We start from the raw sequence: 26,591 nt of genomic DNA, 5'->3' as shown, positions 1-26,591 counted from the left end.
GGCCGTCCAAACACCGACGCCAAACTTGCTCAGGCCATTTGCAGTGAGGCCTGATAGAGTGCCCGAAAGCACCAATTGGGAGAGGTACCAATGATCCACAGCAACGAGAGTCGACAACGCCTATACGCACTCGACAACCTACGCGCTGCAATGATGTGGCTCGGTATCGTTCTGCATGTGGCCGTCATTCACATGGCCGGCCCTTCTCTGCTGCCCTGGCGCGACAACCAAACGACGCCTGCGGCTGACTTGCTGGTTGCCTTCATCCATGCATTCCGCATGCCAGTGTTCTTCATCCTGGCGGGCTTCTTTGTTGCCTTGCTCATCGACCAGCGCGGCCCAACGGCCACCGTGAAGCACAGGTTGCGTCGCTTGGCGCTGCCCTTCGCCGTTTTCTGGCCGCCCTTGTTCCTTGCGTGCTCAGTATTGGCGCTGGTGTTCCTGCATCGCATGGCTCGCGGGACATGGGGCCTGGACCTCGGTCTGTCTCCTATTGAAATGAATGGGTCGCAGGGCGCACCAAATACGCTGCACCTGTGGTTTTTGTGGCTGCTGTTGTGGCTGAGCCTTTTGACGCCGCTGATGCAGATGCTGATGCGCCGGCTTGTACCCAGCACCGGACCGACATTGGGACGCTGGCTCGCCGCCATGGGCCGTACCCCTTGGGGAATAGCTGGGCTGGCAGCTACTTTGGCGGCCGTGGGCCTGCCATACGGCAATGGTCTGGTGAGACCAGGGAACGCCTTTTTTCCGCCCTGGACAGAGTGGGCACATAGCGGCCTGTTCTATGTCTTTGGATTGGTGCTGTACGCCCATAGGCAAGTACTGTTGACGCATTACATGAGGCGCTGGTCCTGGTACGCAGGCGCGGGGCTGGTATTGTTCCTGGCTTCCGGCGTCGTGCTGGAAAAAGTCCCTGCCGAACTTCGTGATGCCATGCCGCTAGAAGCGCGGCTGGCATTTTCCTGGGCTTACAACGCCACCGCTTGGTGCTGGAGCTTCGCGCTTATCGGCGCGTTCTCGACTTACCTTGGCCGGCCAAGTCGCACAATGAGCTACCTGGCAGACAGTTCCTATTGGGTGTATTTGGTTCACTTGCCACTCACCATCGGTTTCGGGGTCTTGCTGTTTGGTCTGCCTTGGCCCGCAGGAGTGAAGATGGTCGCTAACATACTGGCAACGACGGCGCTAAGCTTGGTGACTTACCACTGGCTGGTGCGATTCACTGCCGTGGGAGTGCTCCTCAATGGCAGACGCCAGGAGCTGACGCAAAAAAGAAGTGGAGCGATACCAACCTCCTGATGCCGATGTGTACTGGCACCAGGTAGGGGCCGGGTTTCGCCGTACTGCGGCGGTCAAAGCAACATCACGGCTCGGCTGCAACCGCTGTGCAGATGATGTCAGCAGCCAGAGGATGAGCGGCTGTTTTGGGTCGTTCAGCAACAGTCGCAGATCGGCCAGAAGCAGTCGCCCAAGAACAGCAGGCTTTGCATGTAGAAACTGTAGCTTGCAACGATCTAACTAGTCATTACTGCGACTGACCTTAGCGACTGGTCTGAGTCGACTAGAGCCTGCGCTCCTGGCCAGAAGGGGCCTGTGGCCATCGTCAAAAGTCATGGTTTGAATTTGGCTTAGAGCTCAGGTCGACGTTGGTTTTCCGAGTGAGACCGCTTCAACCAAGTATCAAAAAATACGCGCCTGAAGCGACACATGCCAAGGCCATAACCAAGAAGGCCCAGTGCAATCCTGGAATGCCTTCAGCTCCAGTGAACTTGTTGGAGCGGGAAGCCCCTTGTTCTCGCACTGACAAGGGGTCGGCACCCACGGCCCTGCCAGATGCGGGAGGGACAGCCCAAACTCGATGATTCACCGAATGCCGGAACTGAGATGCGTCGTAGGCCAAATATCCAAAAAAGAATGCGAGTGCAAAGAACCAGAGTGGAGACACCATAAGCCTCGGTTGTTATGAAGGTGACCTAACCATTATTGGCTCAAGCCCCACGAATGTGGCAGAGATCTGAAAAAGTGGCATTTCTTCCAACGAACCAATGTCTCTTTTGGGTCGACATGAGCCTGTTGCTACATCCAGAAGCGGCCCTTCGAGCCGGTTCGTGCTGAACCACGCAATCGAGCGGCTGCTCGGCCGCTCAGGACAGAGCGTTCAACGGCCGGTGTGGGCCGTTGCTACCGCTCAGGTGCCGGATCGTAAATGACTCAGATCAGCCTGCAGCAGCCGTTCAGGGTGCACCACAGCTGTTCGCTCTTGCCTGTACGGTGCAATAAATCTCTTCTCCTCATCGCCCACCGCTGGCAGACAGTGGGCAAGACTCGCCGGAGTTGTCTCCCCTACCCCTGCGTGCGGTGCACGGCCGCTCGCAACTCATCCAGCAGCCGGCGTGCGGCCTGTGTCAGCACCAGTATGTGGATGTAGGCATGAATCTGCCCGGTTCTCTGTTCAGTTCCCCCCCCTGGACGACAAGGGCTTGGCTGCATAAATCGGTGCCACACGCAAATCCGTGACTCAAGCTCACACTGCTCAGCTATCTGCGACTTCTCTAACCAGATACGGTCGAAAGCCTGTCTCGTACGGGAACCGCACGCGTGGAGAGCAGCTCACGCCGTCTCCGTTGTGCAGCGAATGAACAACGGCGTCTGGCTTGGTTTGATGAGCCACTGCGGTAGTTGACGCATCCTGGCCCTTCGTCAACGAGGCTCGGGTCTGCATGTCATCCTCCACACGAGCAACGTGATTGAACAAGGCTTGCAGATGCAGCGTAGGCCGTGCGATCAGGTACCCTTGAACGCCAGCCGCTCCTGCGGTCAAAGCCACATCGAGCTTCGCAGCAGAATCGATCCCTTCCACGATCACGGTCACCCCGTGATCGGCACAGATCCCCACCATGCCTTGCAGCAGCCTCGCCGGCAGCTCGCCTTCGGCGGTTTCCTCCAGCACAGACTTGTCGAGCTTGACGATGTTGGCACGAACCTTGTGCAGGATGTCCAGCGAACCTGCTTCTTTGCCTATGTCGTCAAGCGCAATCCTGACACCGAGCAATTGAAGATGTCGAATCAGGCCGAGGGCAGATTTTTCTTCCGGAAAGGTGCTCGTTTCTGTGATTTCAAGCACCAGTCGCTGCGCCAAATCAGGACGATCCCCCAGATGCGTGAGAATCTCATCCCACCAGGCCGCACTCACAAAGGAGCGAGCAGATACATTGCAACCCAGATTCAAACCTTCACTGCTAGCCAGTGTTCCCAGCGTAGTCCATAGCACGCTACGGTCAAGACGCTCAACCAGTCCCAAGCGCTCCAAGGCCTGAATCGCATCTGGAACCACATAGCTGAAGCATGCAGCCTCGGGCGCATTGCGGCGCAACAGGCATTCATAGTAAAGAGTTGGAGCAGACTCCGAGTATTCACGGGTCGCCACCGACTGGAATGCCAAGGCGAGGTTTCCCTGATGCAGATCATTCAACAAGCAACTAGCCAGATGCATATCGCTCTGGTAGTGCTGACGCCATAGAAAGCGCAGGCCCCGTGCAGGAGGATATCGGCGGCAGTCTGCGGTACGGGAACCTTCAAGCTGCGGGTTCTTGCCCGTGCTCAGGATCTGCGCTTCGACCTGCAGATAGATCTGTTTGATGCCCCAGATCACCGGCACTTGCCCTATCGCTGCACAGATGCGCTCTGCTTCGCCGTGATAGCCAGAGTCTTCTACGGTCGAGAACTGGCCCGTGACCATCAAAGTCGCCCGCTTTTGTTTTGCCACACGAGCAGACAGGCCCTTTCTTTGCAGACAGGCTATGGCGAAGCTGAGCGCGAACTGATAGAAATCGGTGCCGTAAACCAGCTCCAGTTCTTCCAAATTGGCAAGCCGGACCATGTATTCCTCGGACACATAAGCGGCGAGTTTCTGAGTGGTTTTCAACATGGTGCGAGCTCCTAGTTCTGGTTTTTCGGAGTGCAAACGACACGAAGATCCAGTCGAATCTCCTCGGGTAAGCAACTGGCATTGCAATGGAATGCTTCAACGCAAGTCCTGTTCGCGCTCATTGCGCCCTACCCTTGCTGAGCCTTGGTTCAGGCCGCTTGAACTGCTGTGGAGCACCTCAGCTACACAGCAATTTCAGTGTAGAAATCAAGTCCCATTTGCTATATCTGACAAGAACGAAAAGACGTCGCAACGCATAGGACGAGTCCTAAATTCACCTAAATAGACAGAAGCTGGCGCATTGAACAGCGCGTTTGACAGGCAAGACCATCAGGCACATGTGCCCAAGCTTGCGCCGAGCGCTGGAGCGATACGTGATCGGTCATAGAAAAAGCCCGCAATGTTAGGCATTGCGGGCTTTTTCTATGGTTGACTTTCAAAATAGCTTCGACTGAATCGAAGTTCCTTTTTCTCAAAGGCCTATGTTTTTCTGTGCTCCACAGGATTCACGCTAGTCGCACTACCAGGTCAGGACTAGATCATTGAAGATGAAAGGCATTTATTCAGGCAGCACTCAAGGTCTTGGAGCAGCAGTGAAACTTGAGGACTTTGCGATTGGTATTGCCTTCGCCGGCACTCTCATTCTGAGGCGACAGAGATATCTCGACGTAACCCCGGTACACGTCGAATACCATGGAGCAAGCCCCATTCTGGCGAGTGAAGCAAATTAATCAGAGGTGGTTTAGTCTCATCTGAAAAAACGAAAATTCTGCCTGAAACCCAGGATTTACACTAAAGAAATGGCCATCTTGAAAACCTGAGTAGTCAGAGTCGACAATTCAGGTATGCCATACATACGCAGACCAGTTATTGATAATTGATTGTAAATATCACCGAAGCATTGGCAGGCCCTGGCGTCGGTGTTGCTGTCCCCGTCTGGACATAGCGGGCCTGCATTGGAATGGTGTAGCTCGCTCCCGAACTGCCGCTGGGACTGATGCCGCTCGCCAAGAGCGTGTCGAACTGCAGAAAGCCGTCAAGGGAACGGAAAAGCTGAACACCAATACCGGTTGCAGTGAGAGATCCGGGTCTCCCAGAACCTAGCTTTATCGTACCGCGTTGCGAAGGAACGACGCCATTCAAAGGGGTCAGAGAAATCCCAATGACATTCGCATTGATCGTGCGACTAGACTCCACAGAACCTATTCCATTATGAGTGTTGATCAAAGAAGCCGATACCCCGTGAAAAGCTGGGCAATTTCTCAACTCAATAAAGAAATTTCTGTAAGGGGTACCACTGCCGGCGCCGCTGAAATCGCTCACCTTGTGGCTCCCGAGTGCTACTGTCACGTTTGGTGTTGTGCAAGTTTGCGCAACTATTTGAATGTTTCCAATAAATCTTGCCCTCATGATAGGAAGGGTGTTGTCTGTCACCAAGTCATACTGCATACGCGGCAGATTGGCGCCTTGGACGAGGCCGGGCGAGACTGGTCCAATTTTGACAAGACTGATTTCAAAATTCGAGTCAGCGCCATTAATATCGCACCCCCCACCGATAAATCCGCAATTGGTGATTGATCTGGTATATGGGAACGCATTGCCTGAATACCACAATGCGACACCAATGCCAGGTACTCCGGTCTGATATATCCGACCTGGAAAAGGATCCCCATTCCAGCTCGATATAGGCTGTGGTGTTCCAGTCAACCAATATTTGTGTTGGACAGTGGCGATGGCTCCGTCGTTTCTACAGTTGATCAACGTTGTCATCGTCCTTACAGTTTGCCGGTACAGCACAGTCCCATCCGGCACATCTCGGCCAACAGTCAATGCACTGACATTGAGTGTCGCAACTAAATCTGCAGGGCCGCTGCCATAGGGGTTTTCTGCCCTGTAAGAACAGGTTGCATTCGCTGCGGTCGCAAGCATGCCGATAACTAAAGCCAATATCCATTTCAAATAAAGGCTGACTTTTTCTTGATTGTGGTTCTTCATCACCCTGCACTCCTTAGCGGGCTTGCAATGCGCATTGCGCTTCGAGGCGGACGATCATCCCGGCCTTGGAGCCTGCCGTGCGTTCAGGCAGAGTTATAGGGCTCTTGCATTGCTGCTCGGGCGCATCGCCCCAGCGGATATTCAGATCGGCACTGTCGTTGGCCAGGCGCACATAGGCACGCCCACCTTGAGCGACGGTGCCCACGCTATTGCCGTCGCCATCAGTGATGTCAGCGCCAAACGGTACAACGGAGCCATCAGGCAACACGAGGTCGATCAGCGCCGAGTGGCCCGTGACAGTGGCATAGCGGAGCATGACCACGGCGCCCGCATGCGGTGCCACCTGCTGGCTGGTGGTTTTGAGCTCCACATCGGCAGAGATGCCCTTGGGATCGATAGCCACCTCATTCAAGCGATAAGGCGTGAGATAAGGCAGCACGCCATAACCGCGCGAATCCAACTTCAGTCCTTGATAGCCTTGAATGATCGCGCCGGCTGCTTGCGGCGCTTGCACGATCGCAATGGTGTCACCCGTATACGGGGACATGGTCACACCGCCAGGGTGAACCACCACGGTGCCCGATGCACCTATGGAAGCGCCGCTGTATCCCACCCCCTGCGAGTACCCCGCCTGCAGCGTTGCGAGTTGACTGCGGTACTGGCCATTGAGGGTGCCGGCAGTGCCTGCATTGCCAGGGCCATGGTTCACACTGGCACCATAGCTCCATTGGTTGTACTCGCCTGCGAGACCCGACAAGGTAGTCTGCGTGGTCGACCCCACGTTCGGCCGGTGCGTAGCAATGACTCCGAGCTGCGGCGCCTGCATCGTCTTGCCCAGCGGGATGGATAGATTGACCATGAACTGGTTGTCCATCCGGCCTGCATTGTTGCGCACACGATTGAGCGATACCGAATAAGTCAGCCAGCGATAGGTGTTCGTGTAGCCCATCTGGAACTGCACGTCTTTCTTTTCCTGCCCCCAGTAGTTCTGGGCAAAGCCACTCACAAACAACTGGCCGCGCCTGTCTCCCAGTGACTGGTTGAAAGTGAGCGATACCCGGTTCCGTGGGCGCCAGATGCCATCGATGGCCCGGCCCTGGCTGGCAATGTCGACGGCCTTCGCAGCCGTGGCAAAGTCCATGAAGCCCCGGGCGGAGAAGCGATAGGCCGCCACCGACACATTGCTGCGGGTTGCGTCAAAGAACTTGCTATAGCCCAGGCGAACACTGGAACCTGTCAAGGACTCCCGTGCCGTGCGTGTCCGCGCTCGAGAAATACCCAGCGAGAACGCACCCAGCGAGGTACCAAAGGCCAAGCCAGCCAGCAAAGCACTGTAGTTTTCATTGGCCTGCAGGCCACCATAAGCCGTCAGGCTGTTGGTCAGGCCGCGCTGGTAGGTGCCCTGCAGCAGCTTCGGCATATGGCGCAGCGCGCGATTACGCACGGTGCCGGCGGTAAGGCTATAACGCTGAGTTCCAGGTCGCAGCAGTTGCGCGACCGAAGCGTAGGGAACCAGGAAGGTACGCTTACGACCATCGGCTTCTGTCACAGTCACTTCCAGGTTGCCGCCATAACCCGTCGGATACAGGTCATCAATCTCGAAGGGACCTGGCGGAACGACCATGTCGTGGATGACCGCACCGTTCTGACGGATCGTAACGCGGGCATTGGTCTCGGCCATGCCGCGCACCAGCGGTGCATAGCCGCGCTGCGAGTCAGGCAGCATGCGGTCGTCGGAAGCCAGCATGGCACCGCGAAATGCGACTGTATCGAACAGGTCACCTGTCGTGTTGGTGTCGCCCAGCGTCATTCGGCTGGTAATCGACGGAAAATCGTGACTTACATAGGTATTGAGGTCTTCATAGCGGCTGGAACCGTTCTGCTCCCAACTCATCGAGCCGTTGTGACGAAAATACCAGCCGCCCAGGTTCATGCCTGCATTGATGCCCAGATAGGCAGAGTTGTTGCTGAATCCTGGCGATTCGTTACGGTACGCATTGAAGCTATAGCCCAGCATGCCAGCATTGACGCCTGCATCCCAGAGCTTGGGGCTCACATAACCACGCGGGGAACGGCGCAGCAGCACCTGTGCCAACGTGATGTCCAGTCGTAGCTCACCGGTATCGAGGGCAGCGCGGGCATTCTCGATATGTTCTTCGAGCACGGCGCATCCATTGGGGTCGGCAAAGGCCTGAGTCTGCTCGGTGCTCAGCTTGGACCAATCCAGGCCGACCTGATCAAGCAAGGCCTGCGTCATGCAGATGCGGCCGCGCTGAGGATCATTACCCGGCTTGACCCCTACATTGACGAGCCCCATGGCCTGTCCATTCAAGTACAGATCCATACGGTAATCGCCAGGCAGCACAGGATTGCCCCTCGCAAAACGCGAAAGGTCTACCTGGCCCATACCGGCTTGCGGTGACAGGAAGTCGGGGTTGAACTCCAACATTTCCAGGGCCGCAGTTGCCTGCATCGCTTCGCTGGCCTGAAGTTCAGGACTCACTGGAGGCATTGCTACGGCGGCATCCATGCCTTCTGCGCCCATGGCATGCTCCATGCCGCCCAGAACCAGCAGCACAGCCATGCATACGCGCGTCAGCGGCGTTTGCAGGGTGTCAGCATAGCGGCTCAGTTGAGCGTTTCTCATAGGAATCATCCAGGCACAGCAAAGTCCATCCAGACTGGCCATAGGGCCAGTGGGCAAAGCGATTGAAAAGAGGTCGAGACGGCTGGCAGGAGGGATTACCAGCCTTGGGCGTTATCTGTTCTCGGGCGGGAAGACCGCCGGAACCGTGGCACCGTAGTCGTTCACGGTTTTGTACTGAACCCGCAGCGCGGCGGGTGGCAGGGTGCTCAGTCCATCCAGCACAAAGCTGTGCTTGGCGAAAGGCTCAACCAGGCCGGGAGCACTCTCGTAAACCTTACCGCCAACCTCGATACTGGTTTTGCTGACGTTCACGTGGTACGGCGTGGGGTTGTTCGCTTCCAGTGCAACCCCCTTGCCTGCGGCGTCTTGCACAACACTCCAGGTCACTTTGGCAGGAGCATCGTTTGCGTCACCTTCTAGACCCTTGGGGCGGAAGAAAATCTTGATGCGCGAGCGAAATGCCATTTGCAGCATATTGCGACCACCGTCGACCTGCGGGCGCGGAGGGATCTCCAGCACGTTCAGGTAGTACACCGACTCGCGATCCTGGGGCAATGGATCCTGCGTGTACATCATGCGCAGGGTTTGTCCCTTGGCAGGATCGATGCGAAATACCGGCGGCGTTAACGTGAAAGGCATGGCCTTCTTTTGCGCGTCAGTGCTGGAGTCCCCATCGTCGATCCAGGTCTGAACAAGCGCCGGCACTGTTCCATCGTTATTGAGTTTGACCGTGACTTCCTTTTCCGCAGAAGGATAGATCACACGCGTTCCGGTAATGACGACGCTTGCTTGTGCCGCGCCCATTGCCAGAACGGCGGTGCAGACCAGCGACAGACGCTTCAGGAAAGTGGCGTTCATAGATCCTATTCTTGTATATGTTTTTTACGGTATGGCGGTAGCGCAGGCCGCCGCCATACCCTTGAAGAATCGATAACTGTTAATGGTAGACAATCGAGTAAGTCACATTGCTGGCCACCGTGCCAGCAGTTGCTGCTGGACCAGGGACGTAGTACTGCACTGCGTAGGGCAAGAGGGCACTACCGGTGGCGTCCATACGGATCCTCGTCGTAACAGCGTTTTGTTCCATGTCACCAACACGAATGGGGCGACCGCTGGCGCCATCAACCAATTGCAACTCCACATGGTGCGCGGTGCCAGTGCTCAACAGGTTGCCCGTGATCACGTTCACGAGCGGGCTGCTTTCAAAGAATGCAGTCACGCCGTTGTCGACAATGCTTGAGCAGTTCTTCAGGCCAATGTTGAAGCGGGTCTGGCCGGAGGCTTCGCCAGCGGTGGCCAGCGTGTCAATCGACACGGTAGGCAGCACGACGGTAGTGATGGCGGGAGTCGCGACACCATTGACGTCGATCGTGCAGGTCTGGGCTTCAAGCTTGCCAACAAAGCTGATGAGGCCATCAGCAGCGTGGGCTGGACCGAAAGCAGTGGAGCCGATTGCAGCGATGGCGGCGATAGCGGAAATGGTTTTCTTCATGAAAAAACACCTTATATAGTTAATGAGCCAGTTCGCTGCGTGCCTTTGTCATCAATCGATGCTGGTCCGCTGGAACTCCAGTAAAACAACCTTGCTTTACAGTGCCCCCACTGTAAAAATTTCCTCTCGCTCGTCACATCTGACAAGAACGAAAGCACCGGCTCAACGCATAGGACAAGTACGAATCTGGCGTTTTCCGCGGGAAATACATACACAGAAAGCCCGAGCGCAGCTCGGACTCGGGAGCGGTTGGGCCAACTAGCAACACCTGCACTTATCTGCCTGCAGCCTCAGTTGCCGATGTGTTGTGCAAAGGCTGTCTGGATCGACTATTTAGGCTTAGCATCGCTGGCACACCTGGATCGACAAGGGTTGCCGCCCAATGCCTACTTCTCCACCTCCCTCCGTGATTTCCGCCATGCGCCGCTATCAGCGGCTTGGGTTATTTGGCGGGGGGATTGCGCTGACCGTGATGGTGTTAATCACCTTCGGCCTCGCGGTGGCGTCCATGATTCGGGCCTATGTAGACGACGAGCGGCGAGAGCTAGAGGTCGAGGGCCGCAGAATCAGCAACGAGTTCATCAATGCTGAGATCGCGGTGCGCAGCGCGGTCTCCGTCGCAGAGATGGCGTGGAGTCAGAGTCAGGCAAAAACTTCGAATGCTGTTGAGCGGCTTTATGCAAATGGAGGGCGCCTGGTGCTGCAGCAGAGCAAGAACTCGCCTGCCCTGCTATTTGCGAGCTCTGCACCCGATGCAACAGTTCCCAATCTGAGCCGGTTCATTTCCCTGGCCCAGCATGTGACTGACACCACGATAGCAACAATCACCGCCCATGGGTTCGTGTTCAGCGCCTATCTCTATACGCCACAACGCGATCTGATCGCCTGGTCATCGGGCAAATGGCCCAGCCAAACGCAGATTGATGCTGCGCTCTCTGACCGCCCTGCCTTCTTTGATTCACTCACTCGAAATGCAGACGGACCGATCGAGCCCGCCTCGGCCATCGATGCCAAAACCGGGCTACGTGCGGTTCGCTGGACAGGTCCCTATCGCAATCCGCTCACAGGCGAACAGTTCACGAGGCTGTCAACCTACGCACTCGACGCCAGTGGCCAACCCTTTGCTGTTTTTGTCTATGAAGCCTCTTTAGCCCTGAGAACCCGCCTGCTGTCGATAGACCGCTTCGGCGGCACATTCGTCATCACAGACCATGCAGGCGCTCTGGTGGCCGTCAGCCAAGGAGGCTCGAATCGTCCTGAAGTGCTGGCAGCAGCTCAGGAGGCGAAACCAAGTCTGGGGCCCGTTGTCCAACGCGCCAGCAACGGTGTGTACACGGTCAGCACTCCCATCGGCCTGACCGGCTGGCAGTTTGCATATGCGTACTCATGGCGTGACGTACTGAAGGGTGTATGGCCGCAGATCCGCTGGACGCCAGCGTTCACGATTGGCTTGATCGCCGTGTTGTGGCTTCTGCTCTGGTGGTACAACCGGCGCGTGTTCGTTCCGATGCTGGCCCACACAGAGCGAGCTGCCGAAGTCGAGCATCTGAACCGTCTGTTGATCCAGACCGCGCCAATCGGGTTAGGTGTGATCGATGCACGGTCCGGTCAACCCATGCTGCGCAGCCCGGCCATGGTGGATGTCGCCAGCCGTGTGGTGACCGAAGCCCCAACGCTGTCTGCAGAAATCGCACAACGCTTCGCGGCCCAAGGCAGCGATGACAAGGTGCACGACGACATCGCACTTGCAACCCGCGATGGCGGTCAGCTCGACCTTGAAGTCAATCTGGCGCAGGCACGCTATCAGAATGCAGACGTGTGGGTGACGGCATTTACCGATGTCACTGACAAGAAGCGCACCGAACAGGCATTGCGTGATGCCAAGCAGGCGGCCGGCGAGGCAAACCGTGCGAAGTCGGCATTTCTGTCGACTATGAGCCATGAGATTCGTACACCGCTGAATGCGATCCTTGGCAATCTTGAACTGGTCCAACGTATGGATCTGCCACCTCTGGCGGGTCAGCGGCTGCAGGCAGTCACCTCGTCATCGAATGCGCTATTAGGGATCATCAGCGACGTGCTGGATTTTTCCAAGATCGAGGCTTGGCAGATGTCGATCGAATCGATTGCATTCGACCCGGCGGCTGTCATCAGCGAGGTGGCTGCTATCTTTGAGCCAGTTGCACAAGAAAAAGGATTGCAGTTCGACTGCATTGTCGACCGCGAGCATCTTGCCCCCTTCTATCTGGGTGACCCGACCCGTATCCGTCAGATTGCATCGAACCTGCTGAGCAATGCGATCAAATTCACCGACACTGGCGATGTGCTGATCGAGGTTTATTCAAAGGGCAATGGACTGCCTCACCCAGGTATCGTGATCGGAGTCTGCGACAGCGGAATCGGAATAAGCCAGGAGCAACAGAAACAGTTGTTCGAGCCGTTTGTTCAGGCCGACTCAACCATCACCCGCCGGTTTGGCGGAAGCGGGCTTGGACTTGCCCTGTGCCGACGATTGGTCGCGCTGATGGGCGGAAGCCTTGATCTGCGCAGTGAACCAGGCGACGGCAGCCAATTTACTGTCATGCTGCCACTTGTACCGACTGAAGCACCGGTATCGAGTCCAAGCGATACGGATGCTGCTGCAGATAAGACGACATTGAACGAAATCAAAGTGCTTGCTGTCGATGACCAGGCATCGAACCGTGAACTGATCCGCATGCAACTGGAGGAATTGGGCTATCAAGTGGTCTTGGCCAACAACGGCAGCGATGCACTGCTCCGCTTCAATCAGGGCTCCTATGACCTGGTATTGACGGATCTGAGCATGCCCGGCATGGACGGGTATGCGTTGACACGAAGCCTGCGGAATCAGGGAGCAACCGTTCCGGTGGTCGCTATGACCGCCCATGCAGAAATCGAAGAACACAGGCGCTGCAAAGCGGAAGGCATTGATGCGGTGTTGGTAAAGCCCATCCTGCTTAATACCTTGAGTCACACGCTGCGCAAGGTCCTTAATACTCAGACTGCTCAGCCATCAGCAGTACAAAACGAAAGCATCGGCTCCGGACGCCTACCCGAAGCGGTACTGAGCGCATTACAGGAATCCACCCAGAATTTGCTGGGGTCACTGCGCGCCGCCCTGAACCAGCCCGTTCCGGACATGCTGCTGCGCGATCTGCATGCGCTGAAGGGCATGTTTGCGATGATCCGGGAGCAGGAAGTAGCCGAAACCTGCGCCGGCATCGAGCAGCAGGTAAAGCAAAATCATTTTAATGAGCTGCCGCAGGCGCTTGAGCATCTCGCTGCACTGGCACAAGATGCGCTGGTGCGGCGCAGCCAATAGGCAAAGAGAGGGAAACAAGTATGTTGAGCATCAAAGTTGTGCTGGTCGATGACCACCCGGCAATGATTGCCGGTGTGGCACATGAACTTGGCTTGAGCGGCACGATCAAGGTACAGGGGCACGCCTCCAACTCGACGGAGCTCGTAGAGATGCTTGAGTCGACTCCGTGCGACGTTGTTGTGTCCGACTATTCCATGCCTGCAGGAAAGTACGGCGACGGCATCACACTCTTTAACTTCATTTCCCGCCGTTTCCCGGAGGTCAAACTGGTTGTGCTGACCATGCTGGACAACCCTGCAATTCTGGGATCTCTTGACGATCTGGGCATACGAGCCATCGTGAGCAAGTCAGATGCAGTGTCGCATCTCATCCCCGCAATTCATGCAGCACACACGGGTGGGAAATACCACTCCCCGGTTGTTGATGCCGTCCTGAAGGTTCGTACGGCACTGCGCACCAATGCCAGTGCGCCTGCAGCACTCAGCCCACGAGAAGCAGAAGTTGTGAGGCTGTTCGTTTCCGGCATGACCGTCAACGAGATTTCCGAGCGTTTGAGCCGTAGCAAGCAAACGATCAGCACCCAAAAGATCCGGGCCATTGAGAAGCTGGGCCTGGCGGGTGACACGGACCTGGTCAGGTACGCTATGGAGCACGGCTGGGTGACCTCTTCGCAGATACCTCCTGACAGCACCGCTGAATAAGCGACACTATCCAGGATAGCACCTGCATTCAGCTGCAGATCGTATCGAGCGAGGCTCCCGAGGGGGCTCGATGTCGAAGCATTTCGATTGCCAAATGCTCCAGAGTTTCCAGCTCGGCATCCAAGGCCTTGAAGTCGCCTTCGTCTGCAAGGTTCTCGACGCGATCGATATGCTCTTTGAGTTCCTGCTCGTGCACCATGGCAAAGCTGCCCTTGATCGCATGCAGTGCATTGCGTACCGCTGTCATGTCTTTCGATGCCAGGCCGGCGCGGATTGCTGCCATATGCTGCTGAAATGAGATCGATAGCGCTTGCCATATTGGCATGGATAGTGGCCCCACCAGAAGCATCCGCTCGAACGTTTGGAATTCGATACTTTTGCTGGGCAGAGAGAAATCCTTGCGCGCATAGATCGCAAGTGCATTGCCGAGTGCCTCAATCGACAGGGGCTTGAACAGGACCTCGTCAATGCCGGCCCTCAGGCATGTAGCACGCTCTTGCTCGCTGGCATGCGCAGTGACTGCCAAGATGGGGATCCGAGCCCCCTGCGCTCGCAAGGCACGGGCCAATGTGTAGCCATCCATGCCAGGCATGTTCAAGTCGGTCAGAACGAGGTCGAACTCTGATAGCTGGAAATGCTCCAGCGCGCGACCACTGCTTTCGGCAACCACCACTTGCTGACCCAGCAATCGGAGCTGTTCCTGAAACAGTTGCCGGTTGACCGGATGATCCTCCACCACCAAGATGCGCAGAGATGTTGCGGTGCGAAGATCCCTGACAGGCGTTTCCGGCTCCTTGTTCATAGCCGTAGCAGCCCCTTGCGTCAGCGCATAAAGTATCCCTTTCAAGGCGTAGCAGGACACGAGCACCCGCCCTGCTGCTTCTACCGGAGCCAGCGGGCCAGTCTCCAGAATGTCGACCACATGCTTGGCGTCGCTCGCAGCCGATTCTTCATCGGCAAGCGCCCATGGACGAGGGCTCCCCATCACAATCAGTACATCCGATTGGGGGGGCAATTCATCCGGCGAGCTGGCTGATTGCAACTCCGCTCCCCAATCCACCAAGTGAGGCTCGATGGCTGCTTGCCACTGTGGATTGGCGCATAGTAGCGAAACTCTTTTTCCTGCCAAAGGCGTCTTGCATTCGCCCATTGCCGGCTCGTCCCCCGCAATGGGAAGCTCAACGGTAAACGTGCTGCCTTGCCCCGCCTGACTTTCTACGTGGATCGTGCCACCCATCAGGTTGGCAATTTTCTTGCATAGCGCCAGGCCAAGTCCGGTGCCACCGAACCGACGGGTGATGGACGAGTCGGCCTGCACAAATGGCATGAACAGCTCCTGCTGCTGTTCAGCTGTTATGCCTATGCCGGTGTCTCGCACATGCAGACACAGCATTGACGCCCCCTTGAGACCATAAGTCTCTACCTCCAGCATCACTTCACCGGCATTCGTGAATTTGATGGCATTGCTCAGGAGGTTGCCCAGGATTTGCCTCAAGCGGAAAGGATCACCCATGCAGCGCGACAGTCCTGGCCGAACACGGTAATACAAGGCCACATCCTTTTCCTCGGCCCGCGGCAGGAACATGTGAACAATGGACTCGACCTCTTGCACCAAATCAAACGGCACGGACTCGATGTTCATCTGTCCCGACTCAACTTTCGAAAAATCCAGAATGTCGTCGATCAGAGAAACAAGAGCGCGTGAGGCACTGGATACAGTTTGCACGCGGTCGTGCAAAGTGCCTGCCTGTACTTCATGCTCCATCAACTCCAAACTACCGAGAATGGCATGGAGTGGCGTACGGATTTCGTGGCTCATCGTCGCCAGGAAGGCCGATTTGGCCCGGTTGGCGACGTCTGCAGCCGATCGCGCATCGTGCAAGGCGCGCTCAGCATCTTTTCGAGCAGTGATATCCAGCAGGCTGCAGAGCAATACTTGTGAGCCTTGGTACTTGCCAGGAACCAAATCGACGTGAAGTTCGACAGACCGATAGTGTGCATCCGTGACGTTGAGATCCCGCGTGACCTGCCTGTCCGGCCCCTGCTCTCGGGCCGAATAGATTTGCAACAGGCGCTGGTTCAATGGCTGGCCATTGACCACATAGCCACCAGCCGCCTCGTTTTGCAGTATTACTTCACCGGTTCGTTGATCGATGAGACTGAGCCCAACGGGAGCCGTTTTGATGATCGTGCGATTCAGATGCTCACTCTCGTAGACGCGCAAAGAGCGCCGGTGGGCCGGCAGAAATACTCGGTAGTGGAACAGCAGCACGACCGTCCACAAGACGAGCAGTATCAATGCGGTGGCCACCGCATATCCCGCCAAGAGGCCGCGCAGCGCACTCAAGATGGTGCTCCAGGAGTAGGCATACACCAGCGTCCAGCCTGTTTGAGACAAGGGCTCTCCTAGAGTGAAGACGCCGTCGCTGTAGCTGTCATGACAACCAGTCAGACTGTTCTGCCATACCTTGCTTTCAACGACCCTCCGAGCCAGCGCCTGAGCTTGATGGTCAGACCGTGCCGCGGATCCTACGCCCTGCAGCAGCAGCTCACCCTCACTGGAAATCAGAAGGAAGTTGCCAGCATAAGCAGACTGATTCAAGCGATCGGACAGCACGTTCACGGGCATGTCGCTCACAAAGATCATGAACGGCTTGTCCCCGTCGAATGCTGGCTGCACCAGTTTGACGACACGCTGTCCGGTGAATGGGTCGACATGCGGAGCGATCCACTTCACCTTGCGCGATTCATGCAGCGCACGATCAACAAGCGGGTCCGTCAAATCGCCAAGATCGAAAGCCAGACGATGAATGAGATCTGCAACGGATTTGGCATGCACATCCGCCACCGGGTCTCCCGACTTGGGAGGCGGAAGAAACGTGATGTATTTTTCGTCAGGCGTGTAGTGATAGCCAGTGAATTCACGCCCACGCTGTAGTGAACTGGCGCTCGCGGTATAAGCCTGCCCCTCGCTGAAAGCCAGATAGTCTCGGTACATCTCAGCAGGCTTGCTAGCGACATCACCGATGGCCAGTTGCGGCAGCACATTGGGGTGGGCCTGCAGGTAAATACGGCCTCCCTGACGCGCGAAGTCGCGCGCGAGTGCCGTTTTCGCGGAGTGTTGCTGTTCGGTATTCCAAAGCATCTCGGCATGTATGACCCCGCGCTGCATAGCGGCCTGCTTGGTTTCTATTTCCAGCAGCAGCAGCGATTTTTGAGCGCTGTAAACCAAGCGCGCATCGGAAATGTAGCCAGATACTTTGGCGTAGACGGCCAACCCAACGACTAAAAGAATCACGAGCGACATGATGGCGGCGCCGCCAAACAGCACTCCGCGCTGCAAGCGATTGAGCAGTCCTATCTCATTGTCGATGTTTGAAATTGAATGAGACAAAGCATTGCACCGGACCTGCAAATACACATGGCAGCAGTCACTCGTCCTGAAGAGTTGAAAGCACGCAATGTAGTCAATCTGGGGCGATTTGTGAGCGTGCTGCCTTGATTTTCGTACTCGTCCTATCCCACTTCGAACTTTCGTTTTTGTCCGATTACCTCCATGTGACATTCCTTCCACAATCTGGCGAAACGGCAGCAATGCCTAGTTGGTCTTTTGGAGCGCGAACGATGACCCCAATTTCTATGCTGGTCACAGAATTACTGCTTGGGTTTGTGAGTCTCACATTGGTAATTGCGCTTAGAGGTCCAAAGAAGGCTTTTTCTCATACAACTGAATCAGTTCATGATTGCCTCTCCACGTCAGCAACGATTGAAAGTCGAAACGTGGGACCAAGCAAGCAACTCGCAGGAAAGGCAAGAAACACCTGCCTAGATGCACAGCGACGAATTGATTCCAGGACCACGCTCATGAACGTCTTCTCAATTCGTCTATTGATCGCCGATGATCATCCCGCCCTGCTCCTGGGCCTGCAAAGCGCAATCACCAACATCAGCAGCCTCCAACTGGTGGGGACTGCCCGTAACTCGACAGAAATGGTGGCCCACCTTGATAGATACCCATGCGATGTGTTGGTGACCGACTACGCCATGCCTGGTGGCGAGTATGGGGATGGAATCCCCATGATCACCTTCGTCAAGCGTCGCTACCCGAATCTGCGCATCGTGGTAGTGACCATGATGGACAATCCCGCGATTCTGAGCGCGCTGACAGCGGAGCATGTCGGCTGCATTGTTAGCAAGTCAGATGACCCAAGCCATATCGTTCCTGCCGTTCATGCCGCTTTTGCTGGGGGCAACTACTACTCGCCAGCGGCAAGGGCGATCCTGGAAACCGCAAGATCTGTACACAACGAGCCGGACGGTCCACGTGCCCTGACTCGACGTGAAGCCGAGGTGATACGTTTGTTCGCATCAGGACTACTTATTGGAGAGATAGCCGAGCGACTGCACCGTAGCAAGCAGACCGTGAGTACGCAAAAAAATAGCGCCATGCGCAAGCTCGGCATTGTGCGCGATGCAGATCTTTTCAAGTACGCGATAGAGACTGGCCTTGTGACTTCGGCATCCATGGGGCCGGAGACAGCATGATTATCTCTACTCCCAAACGTGTACTCTGGAAGTCTTGATGCGCTAACATGCCCAGCATCTGGTTTCGTACTTGTCTCATGCGATCGACACATCACTTCGTTCAAGTCAGATATTCCAGACGAGCGTCGGCTCGTAGACTGAAATCGGCCAACTGACGTTACAGCAATTCAATTGATCCATTCATGGATCAAGACATTTTGAGTAGAGGAAATGCTCTGTACTTCGCATTATTTTGAACGTCAAGTTTCAAGCAATTTGTTTCGTACGAACGGGAGCTTGCGACCCTAAGCGCAAACCCAACGGTGACAACTACCCTGCCTCAATGAGAACAATCGACTGTTCAGTGCAAGCATCGGTAAAACTTCTCGAGGTCGTCACACGGATATGACATAAATCGGCAAGGCAGCACATCCATTGAACATTGTGGGTGTCGTGCCTTGGCTATGTGCTGGTACCCAAGGAGTTTGCTGATGAAAGTCATCCCACTATGGACACACAGCATGAGCGTGCGCGACCCTGCACTGGATGCGCAGCATATTGAGCTACTGGAGTTGTGCCGCACGGTTCAAGACATGGCTCAGCATGGCAGACAAAAGAGCGACCTGTACGCGCAACGACTAGAGGAGATAGTCCACGCCTTGCGCAGGCACGACCATTTCGAGATCAATAGGCTACTGGATCGTGGGGAACGTCTATCAAAACAACTGCGCATCAATCGCGCAAAGGCCTTGCAGCAACTTGAAGAGCTGGCCCTCGCTACGCCATCGCACGATATATCTCTGGCTAAGCTCCAAACCCTTCTTTGCGGCTGGATTCCGTATCACTTGCACTAACGAGGTGCGGGTGTTTCATCCTTCACAAGGTGGCGGAAATTCCTGCCACATTTCATACCAAAAAACCCAGGACGCCTTCGCAGCCTTTTCTGGTCTTAGCCGGCACTTTGCGAGGGCTAGAGGTTAGAGGTCACCACTTCAGTCTGGGCAAGCTGATGGCCAGTCACCCCGAAGTCAACGCCGCCAAAGCCACAAGTAGTTGCCTGTCGTCCAAAGTGGACAACAGCTTGAGGCCTGCTCGCAGCAACGCCCTCTTCTTGATCAAATGGCCTTGCGAGGCTGCGCGCAGTTTTAGCGCATCAACCCCCTCGTAGTCATCCATTCGGAATGGTGAAGCTACCACGCATCAGTTTCAGCGTCTTGGATTGGGAGTCGATAGCCTTGGGAGCCTCCACTGCAGCGGGGCTAGAGCCGGAGCTTCTACCTTAGGAGCATTGGGCACTGTTGCCGTGCATGCGACCTCGGTTGCCGTGGCGGCTTTTGACTTGGTTAACTTCGTCTCAAGGGCCGGCATAACGTATTGTCGATGCCTTTGGGAAGGTACTGCCTGAGTAAGCCATTGGTGCGGGCGATGACCGGCCTGCTTGTTCTGACCACCGGCAGCAAACGACTCAGTGCGGTCGCTAGCAAGATCACTAGCCAGCGTCTGCTCTCGGCGGGAGCGGTCACTCGACACTGGGCAATCTGGACGAAGTGTGACCGCAAGTTTGCATGCCGGTTAGCGGTCGTTGGCGATGTTTGTTGGATGGGCTCATGCCGCAAGCCTAGGGCTGGCGGCACAGCGATTTATGCAACAACGCCTATTGGGAGCAAAAGACCGGGCCGACACCTCGCCATTGGGAGCGGTCTCTATTTCTTGGAGTGCTTGGGTACTCACAAGCCGCAAACTCCATATGACCTATTAACTTGTTAGTGGATTCCTTAGATCCAGGTGAGATGGGACCTGCGGCACAGCCGCGTTTACAATCGTCGCTGAACCACGAGATCCAAACGGGAAAGTTGCAATGATTTTCCCAAAAATCTCCGAGCGAGTTCGAACTATAGTCTCGTCGAACGCAATTAGTCCCACTTCTGGAAGATGCATTTATCGAGCTCCGCTGAGAATGGGCGGTATTGGGTGTAGTCTGCTGAAATACATCATCTTTCGGTTGTGCCGAATTCTTTTTAGCCATCAACTCTTTATAACATTGAGCAACTTCATTGCCGGCATTGTCGGTGTTTTTCTTCCAAAGCTCGGCACACCTCTGCTCTTCCGCTTTCACTTGCTCCCTAGTAAGTCCTTGAGCCGACAATGCAACGCCAAAAAAAAATCAGAGTAGTAAGAAAAATAGATTTTACTCTCATATCAGCCTCCATAATTGCGCTGCTTAATAAATCTGCTTGATACCTGCCAAGCAGGTGGACCGACAAATTCGGCTTAAATAAACTGACTCCGTTGGATTAATCCTCGATCGTTTGATGCCCAAGCGCATCTCCCAAATGGGGTATGTCGATAGTGCTACTGACAGTTATTTGAACTACATAAAAGAAATGTATATTTTCTAATTGTTTTTTTTGGTGTCGGATGTATCTTCTATGCCTTGGCTACGTTACCGTGAGTAGCTTTCATTATTTTCTGATTACTGTTATGCAAGATGTCTGCATGCGTGCTGCTACGCACATTGAATAAGCAACAGGTAGCTACTATTGCGGTTTGGGTGGCTCTCACTTCATCCAAAGGCAGTAGCAACCGCTAGGGGTACTTATGAACATTGCGCATTTGCAGCTATGACGGCTTGAGAAGCTGACCGCACAGGAAGAATGTCGTTAGTCAACTGGTTAAAGTTGACAGCCCCGGATGCCACTTATGTTGCAATCCCTAACGCAGATAGCAACCGCATGAGATCCGACTGACGGCTGACCCCAGTTTTGGCGAAGATAGCTTTGAGCTGGACGCGCACAGTGCCCACACTGATTCCTTGGTGCTGTGCGGCCTGTGCGGGGGAGTTCCCTCGATAAAGCGTCAATGCGAGACGGGCTTCTGCGGGAGTTAGGCCGTAAAGTTGTTGAAGTAAGTGTGGCTGAATGCTGTGGGCTTGGTTCGGATCATGAAAAAGTACTAGCGCCAGCGGACGCTGCCAGTGGTTAAAGGCCTGCATGCATGCCGGCATAGGTAATACCAGCAATTGCAATGGAGACAGACCATTCAATTCAGCAATGGAAACACCACCTGCGATCGCTGGGCCTTGCCGACCGCATGCGGATCGCAGCAATTGCTCAAACAGACCTGCACGGATGCCCTTCAGATGTAGGCAGCCCTGATAAACCATTAGTTGCGGTAGGCGCCGCAGCAGTGCATCGGCCTCGGCATTGCTTAGGAGGATGCGGCTATGTTCATCTAGCACCAGCAGCGGTGTGTTCAGGCTATCGAGCACAACCGATGCCAGACCTGCATGGGCTGATAGACGTTGCATATGCATGCGCAGGCGCACAGCGCGCTGCACATGTGGGACAAAACACCCAAAGGCGATCAAGTCGGCATTGGTGTAGTGTGGCTGGCCAAGGCGCCGTTGCAACGACAGAAATGCATCTGCACTTTCATCCCCCAGCAAGCGGTTGCACAAAGTCGTTGCCATGTCATGCGGAATCAGGAAATCTTGGTAGTACTCGCTACGCCGCATGGCCTCTTCGCCAATATCGCGGCGATCTAGATACCAGTGTCCAAAAGGCATCGTCGTCGCGTAGGGGCGGCCTTCGTCTAGTTGGTGATAGTGGGCGTTGAAGGACACTACCGCCTCCTGGGGGATCCCAAAGGTTTCACTTACGGCCAGCGCTTCCGCTCGTTTGTCAAATACGACCACAGAGGCCTGCGGGCTTTGGGTGATTGCAGATATGGTACGCAAGGCCTCGCCCCAGCCTTCGTTGGTTAGCACGCCCTCATACAGCTGGCTTATAAGCTGCTCGATTAGCATGCTTGGGCTTTTCATGGAGCATCCTTTTGGGATTTTCTGGCACGTGTCAAGTTAGCACAACCAGCAGGAGGAATACAACCAGAGGCATTCGTCATTCATCCTGGAGATCCACTTCTCGGTATTTATATTAGTTTTCGCATCTTCGCGGAATGCCGCCCGTACTTGCGAGCCGCTAGGCCATGCGTCCTCTTCACCGCGCCGGACGACTGCGTGAAACAAAGCGTGAATGATCTCAACGAACTATCTGTGCTTGTTTGCGACTCTCGGCGTGCAAGTGGCTGATGCCGCAATCTTTCGACTAAGCCTGTTGCGACTCCCAGAAACAGCCTTTCGGGACTTTGACACTGAATCACACAACCGAGTGATCAGGTAGAGGGTGCGGCGGCCGTAAAGAGTTGGGCGCGTTCGGCAACCATCGACTGGTGTCCGCGACTACCTTCGTTCAAGTACGAAACAGCGAATGAGGCAGACCCGCCTGGACCAGCCGTTCGCGGCCACGTGCCGGACGACTGCTCCTGGCCGATTAGCGACAGCCTGCCTCCGTTGAATGCCTATCCTAATCCGGACGCTCAAGGTGCAGTCTCGACGGTCAGCTTTGTGGTGCTGTACTCACCAGTAGTTAGGTCCGACTTCGGCCAGTAGCAGTCCTTGGAGCTGTTCCTGCAATGGACTGCTTTTGGCTGCGTGAGCGGTCTGTCGCCGGATGGCAGCTTGATGGGGCAACGCGATAAACCGCGGGTACCCATCAGCGGTCCTTCGTGACGGCCAGCGATCGACCCGTGCTGTCGTTCGTGCCTCCGCAGCCAATTCCAGAATATGGCAGTGATGCGGGAGCCGGTCCAGCAGCGCCATGGTCATCTGCACACGTTTTGTGAATAGGTAGTGTTAGCCGCTCTTAGGGCGATAGATGCTCTTGAGTGTCGCGATGACTTTAGCCGCATCTTGATTCTCGATTCGGTAGTACAAGGTTTGTGATTCACGCCTGAACGCGACAAGCCCTTCTTCGCGCATTTTCCCCAAGTGCTGAGACAAGGCTGATTGACTGAGCGAAACATGCTCAAGCAGCCCTCCCACCGTCATTTCGTCGTGCTCAATCAATAGACATAGCACTTGAAGACGATGTTCGTTACCGATGGCTTTCAACAGGGCGGACGCCTCCCGAATTTCGCCTAGCATGAAGCCAGCATCGCTGTCAATTTTTTCGGAAGTCTTGGCTCTCATAGTGGTGGAAACTGTATATTAGATTTTTCTAATTTAGAAGTTGATAATTTAAAGATTGCTGAGGACTGCCGCATGAACACATCGACTCAAATTCAAGCTTTCTTTGACGAGGGCACCCACACGGTCACCTATCTGCTGTCTGATCCCTTGACGAAATATGCGGCGGTGATCGACCCAGTCCTGGACTATGACCATCGAAGTGGAACAGTGGCAACCTCCTCCGCCGACAAGGTTCTGGAAGCAGTATGTAGTCAAAAACTACAGGTCCTTTGGGTCCTGGAAACGCATGTTCATGCAGATCATCTAAGTGCTGCACCATACATCAAAAGACATACAGGAGCTCAGGTAGCCATCGGAGCTCACATTCGAGATGTGCAATCCGCATTTCGCTACACGCTCAACTTCCTTGAAATGGATGAAGGCGTTTCCAAGTTCGATAGGCTTTTGCATGATGGTGAGACTCTCTCGATAGGAAACATCTCGATTGAGGTCTTACACACCCCGGGGCATACGCCTGCTTGTGTCTCCTATCGAGTCGAAGATGCGGTTTTTGTCGGAGATACCTTGTTCATGCCGGATTACGGAACTGCCCGCGCCGACTTTCCGGGCGGAAGCGAACGGCTGTTATACCAATCCATTAGAAAGCTTCTCAAATCACCGCCTAAGACACGACTTTTCATGTGTCATGACTATAAATCGGCGGGTCGCAATGAATATGCCTGGGAAACCACGGTGGAGGAACAATGTGCACGAAACATTCATGTTCATGACGGTATTGACGAAGATACATTTGTACTTACCCGCATGCAGCGAGACGCTGCACTCCCCGCGCCAGCACTTCTGTGGCCATCCATACAAGTCAATATTCGCGCCGGAAATTTACCTGATCCTGAGATAAATGGAGCGCAGTACCTGAAGACTCCAATATTCCACAAGAACCAGTCAAAATAAATCGTAAATTTATTCAATCTTAAAAAACTTTGTATTGAGAAAAAGAGATCATGAACATTCCCACATTGACACTTCTAGCATTCGCCGGTTGGACGTTGCTTATTTTATTCAGCACTGTTGGCGTCTATCGTTGGTCAAGAATTTTGACGGGGCGTGCAACTGTGAACGAATGGCAGCCAGGAAAACCGCAAGGAAGTGATTGGTATCAGCGTGCCATGGGTGCGCATAGGAACTGCATTGAAAATCTTCCTGTCTATGGCGCTATAGTCTTGGCCATCAATACATCAGGGATGAGCGGCGTCACATTGGATAATTTGGCAATTTTGGTCTTGGTGGCTCGGATTGCGCAAAGCCTGGTCCATATATGTCTACCCCAAACCAATGCGGTGGCCACTTGGCGCTTTGTGTTCTTCTTCATGCAAATAATTGGAATGGCTTGGATGGGGGTATATGTTGTGATGCACCTTTAAAAGCATTCACCGAATTTATATCTATACTGAAAGAATAGTATTTTTTCTTATTGAGCAATGGGAATGAAGAGATGCCTAATATTGCCACACTTCATATTGATGATTTTCAGAGAGTCATCAATAATCTCAATAACCAGGGTGAGCTAGCCATCATCTACTTCTCTGCATCTTGGTGCCAACCATGCAAACGCATGGCGCCAGTATTCGAAAGAATTTCAATTCATTTCAATGATGCCAATATTTTCTTCGGCTCGATTGATATTGCTGAGGCCCCAATTATCGCTCAGCAATATGGGATAAAGTCAGTTCCTACAGTGGCGATACTCCAAAAAGGAAGGTTAATAGTATCTCTTTCCGGCGAAAGACCTTTTGAAGAATTTATTAGGCATATAGAAATTGCTACCTCGTCTCTAAGAGATGTCTTAGTAAACGTCACTTGATACATGCAAGAGGGTATCGAACGACCAAGGCCGAACTGGAGCATGAATGAAGCAGATCAGCCTGGACCAGCAGCTTGCGGCCACGCGACAGACGACTGCTTCTGGCTGAAGCCAGGCCTAGCTACTTGTAAGCGCAGCACCACACAGCGGACCTTCGGGGCTGCGCCTTGAGCGTCCGGTTTAGCCTGGGCAGTCAGCGAGTGCGGGCCGTCGTCAGTCGGCCAGAAGCTGTCGTCCGGTAGGTAGCCGTGAACGGCAGGTCTAGGCTGTCTGCAATCGCTCAATTCAAAGATGCCAATGACTACTAACGCCCTCAGCAGTCGGTCAAGACATTCAAATGCTAGTCGCAAAGCCGACGTTCGAGTCTGTATTTCAGGAGGGCTTCCGAGCCGAGGCAATACTCAAGATTAGTTCCTCCCTTCAATCCTCATTGAAGGTCATTTTTCTTGCGCGACACGAGGGCACCGATGCGCGCTGGCCGACTTGCTACTTCGATGTCCTGGCATATTCGTTGATGAGTCCCTCATAAGCCTCCATCGGGGGAAATACTTCAAAGCTGTGAGCTGCCCCCGTGTAGGCAAAGGGCAGTTTCGTGCTTGTATAGGTCTCGACGAAAGGATAGAACCAACCGGTCTCGTCCAGGAGGGTCGCCCTGCAATTGACAAACGCGTCAGTTCCCTCCGGGCGCGTGAACATCCATGTCATGCAGTATTCACAGAAGTAGTGCTGGTCCGCGCCGTGCAGACCGCCAATGACCGGCGCGCCTTGGGTAACCTCGAAAGCCTTGGCCGGAATAGCAGCGCTGAGCGAGTAGGCGCTTGAACTCATACGCTGACAACCGCGGCAGTGGCAGGCCATAGTCAGCAGGGGTGCGGCAGAAATTCGGAACCTTACCCTGCCGCATCGGCATCCGCCTTCGGTGGGTAGAGTGGGTTTAGACATTGGACAGACTCTCCAGAGATGAAACATTGCCGCTTCAAATGAACCGCAGCGACGGCTTGTACAAATTCACTATACATGAGCGCTCGTCGTGGCAAGCAGAGGCAAAGCTGACTGTCGCGAGTGACTAGA

17 protein-coding genes are annotated in these 26,591 nt (G+C 54.8%); 8 read left to right on the top strand and 9 right to left on the bottom strand.

Features of this window, described 5'->3' with window-relative positions; all coding sequences use genetic code 11:
- Positions 1-90 precede the first annotated feature (90 nt).
- Positions 91-1,302: an acyltransferase family protein gene (locus tag CTR2_RS12215; RefSeq protein WP_087083762.1), complete on the top strand. Its 1,212-nt coding sequence runs from the start codon at positions 91-93 to the stop codon at positions 1,300-1,302.
- Between the two features lie 1,234 nt (positions 1,303-2,536).
- Here the strand turns inward: CTR2_RS12215 and CTR2_RS12210 are convergent.
- The 5 genes from CTR2_RS12210 to CTR2_RS12190 all read right to left on the bottom strand — a co-directional run bounded on the left by CTR2_RS12210 (position 2,537) and on the right by CTR2_RS12190 (position 10,065).
- A complete protein-coding gene (locus CTR2_RS12210) occupies positions 2,537-3,931 on the bottom strand; it encodes an EAL domain-containing protein (protein ID WP_087083764.1) in 1,395 nt (464 codons plus the stop codon).
- 867 nt (positions 3,932-4,798) lie between these two features.
- The gene (locus CTR2_RS12205) at positions 4,799-5,926 is read right to left on the bottom strand and encodes a fimbrial protein (protein WP_087083767.1); all 1,128 of its coding nucleotides are present in this window, start codon (positions 5,924-5,926) and stop codon (positions 4,799-4,801) included.
- Between the two features lie 13 nt (positions 5,927-5,939).
- Positions 5,940-8,573 (bottom strand): fimbria/pilus outer membrane usher protein, encoded by a 2,634-nt coding sequence (locus CTR2_RS12200; RefSeq protein WP_176391660.1) that lies wholly within the window; start codon positions 8,571-8,573, stop codon positions 5,940-5,942.
- 111 nt (positions 8,574-8,684) lie between these two features.
- On the bottom strand, positions 8,685-9,431 hold the full coding sequence (locus CTR2_RS12195; protein WP_217896239.1) for a fimbria/pilus periplasmic chaperone: 747 nt from the start codon (positions 9,429-9,431) through the stop codon (positions 8,685-8,687).
- Positions 9,432-9,510: 79 nt separating this feature from the next.
- Positions 9,511-10,065: a fimbrial protein gene (locus CTR2_RS12190; protein ID WP_087083771.1), complete on the bottom strand. Its 555-nt coding sequence runs from the start codon at positions 10,063-10,065 to the stop codon at positions 9,511-9,513.
- 418 nt (positions 10,066-10,483) lie between these two features.
- Here CTR2_RS12190 and CTR2_RS12185 point away from each other — a divergent pair, with 418 nt between their 5' ends.
- Positions 10,484-13,408, top strand: coding sequence for a hybrid sensor histidine kinase/response regulator (locus tag CTR2_RS12185; protein WP_176391661.1), 2,925 nt, complete (start codon positions 10,484-10,486; stop codon positions 13,406-13,408).
- Between the two features lie 20 nt (positions 13,409-13,428).
- Positions 13,429-14,109 (top strand): response regulator, encoded by a 681-nt coding sequence (locus CTR2_RS12180; RefSeq protein ID WP_087083775.1) that lies wholly within the window; start codon positions 13,429-13,431, stop codon positions 14,107-14,109.
- A gap of 28 nt (positions 14,110-14,137) precedes the next feature.
- On the opposite strand, the gene CTR2_RS12175 is transcribed toward CTR2_RS12180, so the two are convergent.
- A complete protein-coding gene (locus CTR2_RS12175; protein WP_176391662.1) occupies positions 14,138-17,503 on the bottom strand; it encodes a hybrid sensor histidine kinase/response regulator in 3,366 nt (1,121 codons plus the stop codon).
- Positions 17,504-17,973: 470 nt separating this feature from the next.
- Here CTR2_RS12175 and CTR2_RS12170 point away from each other — a divergent pair, with 470 nt between their 5' ends.
- Both CTR2_RS12170 and CTR2_RS12165 read left to right on the top strand, forming a co-directional pair.
- The gene (locus tag CTR2_RS12170; RefSeq protein WP_087083779.1) at positions 17,974-18,654 is read left to right on the top strand and encodes a response regulator; all 681 of its coding nucleotides are present in this window, start codon (positions 17,974-17,976) and stop codon (positions 18,652-18,654) included.
- A gap of 470 nt (positions 18,655-19,124) precedes the next feature.
- Positions 19,125-19,487: a hypothetical protein gene (locus CTR2_RS12165; RefSeq protein ID WP_140401047.1), complete on the top strand. Its 363-nt coding sequence runs from the start codon at positions 19,125-19,127 to the stop codon at positions 19,485-19,487.
- 1,844 nt (positions 19,488-21,331) lie between these two features.
- On the opposite strand, the gene CTR2_RS12160 is transcribed toward CTR2_RS12165, so the two are convergent.
- Both CTR2_RS12160 and CTR2_RS12155 read right to left on the bottom strand, forming a co-directional pair.
- A complete protein-coding gene (locus CTR2_RS12160; protein ID WP_140401048.1) occupies positions 21,332-22,453 on the bottom strand; it encodes a helix-turn-helix transcriptional regulator in 1,122 nt (373 codons plus the stop codon).
- Between the two features lie 870 nt (positions 22,454-23,323).
- On the bottom strand, positions 23,324-23,614 hold the full coding sequence (locus CTR2_RS12155; protein ID WP_087084622.1) for an ArsR/SmtB family transcription factor: 291 nt from the start codon (positions 23,612-23,614) through the stop codon (positions 23,324-23,326).
- 117 nt (positions 23,615-23,731) lie between these two features.
- Here CTR2_RS12155 and CTR2_RS12150 point away from each other — a divergent pair, with 117 nt between their 5' ends.
- From CTR2_RS12150 to CTR2_RS12140, 3 genes are all read left to right on the top strand, one after another.
- Positions 23,732-24,610: an MBL fold metallo-hydrolase gene (locus CTR2_RS12150; RefSeq protein WP_087083785.1), complete on the top strand. Its 879-nt coding sequence runs from the start codon at positions 23,732-23,734 to the stop codon at positions 24,608-24,610.
- A 50-nt stretch (positions 24,611-24,660) separates the two neighbouring features.
- Positions 24,661-25,080, top strand: a complete 420-nt coding sequence (locus CTR2_RS12145; RefSeq protein ID WP_087083787.1) for an MAPEG family protein — start codon at positions 24,661-24,663, stop codon at positions 25,078-25,080.
- Between the two features lie 71 nt (positions 25,081-25,151).
- Complete coding sequence (locus tag CTR2_RS12140; RefSeq protein WP_087083789.1) at positions 25,152-25,520, top strand: thioredoxin family protein; 369 nt, start codon at positions 25,152-25,154, stop codon at positions 25,518-25,520.
- A gap of 486 nt (positions 25,521-26,006) precedes the next feature.
- On the opposite strand, the gene CTR2_RS12135 is transcribed toward CTR2_RS12140, so the two are convergent.
- A complete protein-coding gene (locus CTR2_RS12135; protein WP_087083790.1) occupies positions 26,007-26,462 on the bottom strand; it encodes a GFA family protein in 456 nt (151 codons plus the stop codon).
- Between the last annotated feature and the right edge of the window lie 129 nt (positions 26,463-26,591).

Origin of the sequence: Comamonas thiooxydans (genome assembly GCF_002157685.2) — a bacterium.
Lineage (GTDB): Bacteria > Pseudomonadota > Gammaproteobacteria > Burkholderiales > Burkholderiaceae_C > Comamonas > Comamonas testosteroni_H.
The sequence above is the reverse complement of the archived record's forward strand: the minus strand, read 5'-3'. Positions and strand labels throughout refer to the sequence as shown.

Excerpts from the sequence above, each read along its gene's own strand:
- CTR2_RS12215 (WP_087083762.1), top strand. The coding sequence starts at position 91 with ATGATCCACAGCAACGAGAGTCGACAACGCCTATACGCACTCGACAAC.
- CTR2_RS12210 (WP_087083764.1), bottom strand. The coding sequence starts at position 3,931 with ATGTTGAAAACCACTCAGAAACTCGCCGCTTATGTGTCCGAGGAATAC.
- CTR2_RS12205 (WP_087083767.1), bottom strand. The coding sequence starts at position 5,926 with ATGAAGAACCACAATCAAGAAAAAGTCAGCCTTTATTTGAAATGGATA.
- CTR2_RS12200 (WP_176391660.1), bottom strand. The coding sequence starts at position 8,573 with ATGAGAAACGCTCAACTGAGCCGCTATGCTGACACCCTGCAAACGCCG.
- CTR2_RS12195 (WP_217896239.1), bottom strand. The coding sequence starts at position 9,431 with ATGAACGCCACTTTCCTGAAGCGTCTGTCGCTGGTCTGCACCGCCGTT.
- CTR2_RS12190 (WP_087083771.1), bottom strand. The coding sequence starts at position 10,065 with ATGAAGAAAACCATTTCCGCTATCGCCGCCATCGCTGCAATCGGCTCC.
- CTR2_RS12185 (WP_176391661.1), top strand. The coding sequence starts at position 10,484 with ATGCGCCGCTATCAGCGGCTTGGGTTATTTGGCGGGGGGATTGCGCTG.
- CTR2_RS12180 (WP_087083775.1), top strand. The coding sequence starts at position 13,429 with ATGTTGAGCATCAAAGTTGTGCTGGTCGATGACCACCCGGCAATGATT.
- CTR2_RS12170 (WP_087083779.1), top strand. The coding sequence starts at position 17,974 with ATGAACGTCTTCTCAATTCGTCTATTGATCGCCGATGATCATCCCGCC.
- CTR2_RS12165 (WP_140401047.1), top strand. The coding sequence starts at position 19,125 with ATGAAAGTCATCCCACTATGGACACACAGCATGAGCGTGCGCGACCCT.
- CTR2_RS12160 (WP_140401048.1), bottom strand. The coding sequence starts at position 22,453 with ATGAAAAGCCCAAGCATGCTAATCGAGCAGCTTATAAGCCAGCTGTAT.
- CTR2_RS12155 (WP_087084622.1), bottom strand. The coding sequence starts at position 23,614 with ATGCTAGGCGAAATTCGGGAGGCGTCCGCCCTGTTGAAAGCCATCGGT.
- CTR2_RS12150 (WP_087083785.1), top strand. The coding sequence starts at position 23,732 with ATGAACACATCGACTCAAATTCAAGCTTTCTTTGACGAGGGCACCCAC.
- CTR2_RS12145 (WP_087083787.1), top strand. The coding sequence starts at position 24,661 with ATGAACATTCCCACATTGACACTTCTAGCATTCGCCGGTTGGACGTTG.
- CTR2_RS12140 (WP_087083789.1), top strand. The coding sequence starts at position 25,152 with ATGCCTAATATTGCCACACTTCATATTGATGATTTTCAGAGAGTCATC.
- CTR2_RS12135 (WP_087083790.1), bottom strand. The coding sequence starts at position 26,462 with ATGTCTAAACCCACTCTACCCACCGAAGGCGGATGCCGATGCGGCAGG.